Here is a 4492-nt window from a genome sequence, read left to right on the forward strand (position 1 = left end):
GGCAAACAAGGGCGATTATGATTTGCTGCTGGTTGGTCTGGGGCAATCAATCTTTGAAGGAAGCTTGTTAGGACGGATTTTAGGTTTTACAACAAGGATTATAGATCCCGACAGGTTTTTCAATACCGTTACAGGCAAAGAAAAGCTGTTTGAAAGGTCTCCGTTTGAAGAGAGTACGCGGATGATTTTGGCCAGGAGTGAAGTTCCCGTGGGCATATTGCTCGACAAAAACCTGTCAAAAATAGAGAAGGTTTTTATGCCCATATTTGATCATAAAGATGCTTTCCTGATAAAATACGCGCAAAAGCTGATCTCAAATTCGGGCGCCCAGGTCACCATTCTTGATGCAAACGGACGGGTGAAAGAATCCGGAATGAAGGAATTGATACGGGAGATTGAGCAAAACGCACCCAATCATATCTACCTGTTGAACCAAACCCCGATTGGAAAAGACACTTTACTACAACAGGATTTGATGATTGTAAGTCTCGACAGCTGGAAAAGGCTCATTGAAAAGCAAACCAGTTGGTTGACGAATACGCCATCGGTATTAATCATCTCCGAAAATCATGTTCACCGACAAATTTAATTTTCCCTATTAATTGCATTACCGATTTGGTTTTCCACCAGGTTCTTCATTAGGTCTAACGATGTCATAAATCTAATCGTTAGACCTTATAATAGTGAGAATTCACCATTTTAAAAATTTATTGTTGTAATATATCTTATGCAACATCCTCCCTTGCTCAATCAATTTGCGGTAATTGAGGATATGGAATTATTATATGGTTAAAGTAATTGTTTGCTGATTAGAAGGAATTGAAATACGTATCACCGGACGTCCCTTGACTTTTCCGGCTAATGATCAATAACTTTGCCCTGAGTGCGAGTTGACAGTATTTTCTCAGGGATCAAATTGGCTATAAAAAAAGCCCCGTCAGAAGCTTTACCTGATTAGCAAGAAGCGGTATCCTGCTCATCGTCGATCAAATTCCAGGTGGCATATTCTGCATTTTCCTCCTCCCATGCTTTGAGGCTGGCTGAATCGGAGGTTGGATTCCAATTAAAATGAAAATGAGATTCCTGGTTTTCGAAATTGTAATTTGCGGAGGTTTTTGAAGCTGTTTTCATGATGCAAAATTTAAGTTTAAAAATTATATGCAAGTGAACAGCTTGATAATTAGAGGCAGGCAAAGAGGAACTGGAATACCGGACCGATCGCAGAAAGGGAGGATATGCCGGGAAAATCCTTGATTGAGCGAAGCGTACGCGCAGGGATCAGAGCTAACTTAGCATAGAATTTTAACTGAAATTGTCATGAGAATAGCTGGACATCCGCAGAAATAACACCGAAAACCAAATCTCCAGAATCAATTTTAAAACCGAAGGTGCTGCCAGGCATGGGTGAATAAAATGTTTTGCCTCCATTTTTATCGGAGCAGGATATCGCTGCCATTTCAGAAAAAGCCTCTCCCGAGGCTGAAACTACAGGGGAGTGCAACTGATCTGAATCAGTGCAGGAACAAAAAAAGAGGCCCTGATCGAGCCTTTTTTATATTATATTTCTGATTGTCAGAATGAAATGTCTGAATAATTGGTTTTCGAGAAATTCTACATACGAACATCGCTAGTTACCAATTTGGTAACATTAACGGTTGGTATTAAAAAACCGTTGAAATTAGTTCCTTCCGTTTTTGCATGTAAAATTCCCCTAACAGTACCAACGGTTAAAACTGTGAAGTGAGTAATGATTTCTTTAGGTACAACAATTTCACCTTCCACTACAAACGTGTTCCAATCAGTGGGTTCTATCTTAAAAAAACAAGACGCTTCGATGATTAAAAAGGGAATCGCTTGCTGTTCAAATTGAAAGGAAGCTTTTACACTAATAATTTTATTTTCCTTATCAGCCCCAAATTGTAAACCAGTCTTTAAATTCACCACATCACCAATTTTAAATGAATTGGATATAATGGCAAACTGATCAGTGCTAATTTTAGCCAAAGAAAACCGGATATTTTCGTTGATTTTTTCCATTATGCAGCTAAACTATAAGAAATTGTTGCACAAGAATATACTTCATCTTCAACTGGCAGATCCTTTTTAGTTTCAGTACTCTTACTTATTTCCGGTAGAATAGATTCGGGAATTTCATAATTAATGGAAGAGCTGAAACCTACTACTTCTATCAGTTGAATACCCAAAGCAATTTCAAGTTTTGAAATGGTTTCGAGCGAAAGGTTCTCACTTCCTTTTACAATTTTATTGATGTATTGAGCTGATACCTCCATTTTATCTGCCAATTTCTTCTGGCTGCTTCCCTGATCACTAATTGCTCTTAGGATCTTAAGCGCGATTAAAGCCGACTTTTCAAGCCACGCCTGATTCTCTTGTCTCCATTTTGCTTTTTCGAGCCATCCGGATTTTTCCTTACTGACAAGCTTTTCAAAATTGGTTATTCTTTCCGTTTTCATAATCTTCATATAACTAATTCATTAAAAGAATCTGCATCATAAACACCGTTTTCTTTTAAATAGTTTTTACAAATGTCCAGTTTGTTTAATTCTTTTTCCGTGTGAGGTCTACCTCCCTTTTTTATTTCCATTTGATGCGTAAGTTTTATTGCACCACCTGTTATTACATAGGTATTTGTATCAATTCGTATTGCATAAATTCTCAACCATCTTCTCCTTGATTTTTGTTTTGACATATTAAAGATGAGCAAGTCAGAATCGTCAAGATTCCTAAACATGGAATCCAGATTAGGACTGCTCTCTAACGATAAATCTATAAATTTATTGCGCAGTGCAGCAGCTTCTTTTCTGGTTTCAATAATTGCATTATCAATATCGATGTGATAATAGCTTAAATCTTTACTGTTTTCTTCAAAAAAATTTCGGAGCAATTCAATGTCATTCCATTCGTCAAACAACCTTTCGAGTTCATCAAATTCTTCATCAGAATATTTAAACGAATACAAATAAGGCTCAAATATAGAAACTATTTCCATTAAATCAACTTATAGGTTTATTATTTTGTCGTTAATTTTAATTTTAACGTCGCTTATATTGTTCGAGATTTCGAGGAAAAGCCATTCTTAAAAATTTTACTTCGCTTTAAGTTGCTACGCATTTTTGCATCAATGTTTTATTATTGACGATAAAGATATAAAAAATGTCTGTTGACGCAGCTAATTCAAAAAAAAGATGTGAACAAAAAAAGAGACCCCGAAGGGCCTCTATCTCTATTCTTCCGAACCTGTTGGCGAAGGTTCCGATTTCTGATTAAGGATGTAATTCACCGCATTTTGTGCCTGGGCAGCAGCCAGAACCAGGACCTTTGGATCGTCGTTGAAAGTTCTGATCCAGCTTTTAATATATGCGGCATTGTTTTCGATGGTCGGCTGTTCAATACCGGTAATCCCGCACAGGTAGGCTGCTCCCATCTCGGCAACAATCTCTTCTTGGCTATAATCCTGATTACCAAACTGATGATCTTTTATTTTTTCGTGCCGCCCAAGCCTGGAGCGGTGACCTGTGCTATGGACTGCTTCGTGGTAAAGCGTTGAATAACAGTACTCATCGCGAAAGAAAGACCTTTGATTGGGCATGCAGATCGTATCAGTTGACGGAGAATAGTAGGCATGCGTATCATCCCATCTGATCTTAGGGCAGTCTTTCCATTCATAGAAAATTCGGTCAGCGGCAGCGATGGAATTAAAATCATGGTCAAAAGCCTCCGTTTCCGGAATCTTTTTTTCATCAATACCTTCGGTCTGTGTCAGGTTGAAAACATTGTAGTAACGAAGGAAGGGTGTCTTTTTAAGCTCGCCGTTTTTATCCTCCGACTCGAGGATCTTCCAGAAGACAACCATTGTTGCTTTCTCACCTTTGCGGATATTACCGCCAAGCGATCTAGCCTGGTCAAAAGTAAGGTAAAACGGAGATGTGTAAGGCATGCAAAGGAGCATCCAGAAGTTAATTCCGGTATAAGGCCGGTTGGTGGTCATGTTACGCGGCATCCCATTCTTTGTTCGCCAGGGAATCTGCCACGGAACCACCCCTGCTTCCAGACGGTCAATAATCTTTTGGGTAACCACTTCGTAAATATCCAGTTTATTCATCTTTTCTGCCGCTTGCCTTGCGGACTTATTTGGGCATCAGGCGCGCCGTTAATTATTTTCGGGCACACCTGATTGAGCCGGGCGGATTCTTGTCAACGGGCGAATGTCAGTTTCAACCGGAAGGGAAAATCATATCAGCGGGGATCATCAACTGTATGCTGTAGAGCATACAGTTGACAGACAATTGAGACATGGTGAAAGTGACCAAGCACGAAGTGCCGGGAGGTGATAACCTAAGAAATCTGCCATTGCATCACCGGACGGCCCTTGACTTTTCCGTCCGGCGATCAATACCTTTGCACCCAAGTGCGACACGTCGTTGCACAAGTAATTGTCTAATAATGATTAGACCTATTGTTCCGTCAATAG

The 4492-nt window shown here is 39.5% G+C and carries 5 protein-coding genes; 1 reads left to right on the plus strand and 4 read right to left on the minus strand.

The window, feature by feature from the left end; translation table 11 throughout:
• A partial coding sequence (locus VIK44_RS13220; RefSeq protein WP_331554361.1) for a hypothetical protein occupies window positions 1-589 on the plus strand: 589 nt, incomplete at its 5' end.
• Window positions 590-1611: 1022 nt separating this feature from the next.
• On the opposite strand, the gene VIK44_RS13225 is transcribed toward VIK44_RS13220, so the two are convergent.
• The 4 genes from VIK44_RS13225 to VIK44_RS13240 form a co-directional block, all read right to left on the minus strand.
• On the minus strand, window positions 1612-2037 hold the full coding sequence (locus tag VIK44_RS13225; RefSeq protein WP_331554362.1) for a hypothetical protein: 426 nt from the start codon (window positions 2035-2037) through the stop codon (window positions 1612-1614).
• Entirely contained in the window at window positions 2037-2474 is a 438-nt protein-coding gene (locus tag VIK44_RS13230; protein ID WP_331554363.1) for a helix-turn-helix transcriptional regulator, read from the minus strand. The genes VIK44_RS13225 and VIK44_RS13230 overlap by 1 nt, the downstream gene beginning before the upstream one ends.
• 5 nt (window positions 2475-2479) lie before the next feature.
• Window positions 2480-3010: a hypothetical protein gene (locus VIK44_RS13235; RefSeq protein ID WP_331554364.1), complete on the minus strand. Its 531-nt coding sequence runs from the start codon at window positions 3008-3010 to the stop codon at window positions 2480-2482.
• Window positions 3011-3244: 234 nt separating this feature from the next.
• Window positions 3245-4123, minus strand: coding sequence for an ArdC family protein (locus VIK44_RS13240; RefSeq protein WP_331554365.1), 879 nt, complete (start codon window positions 4121-4123; stop codon window positions 3245-3247).
• Window positions 4124-4492: the final 369 nt, after the last annotated feature.

Source organism: Acetobacterium sp. (assembly GCF_036508315.1).
Taxonomy (GTDB): domain Bacteria; phylum Bacillota; class Clostridia; order Eubacteriales; family Eubacteriaceae; genus Acetobacterium.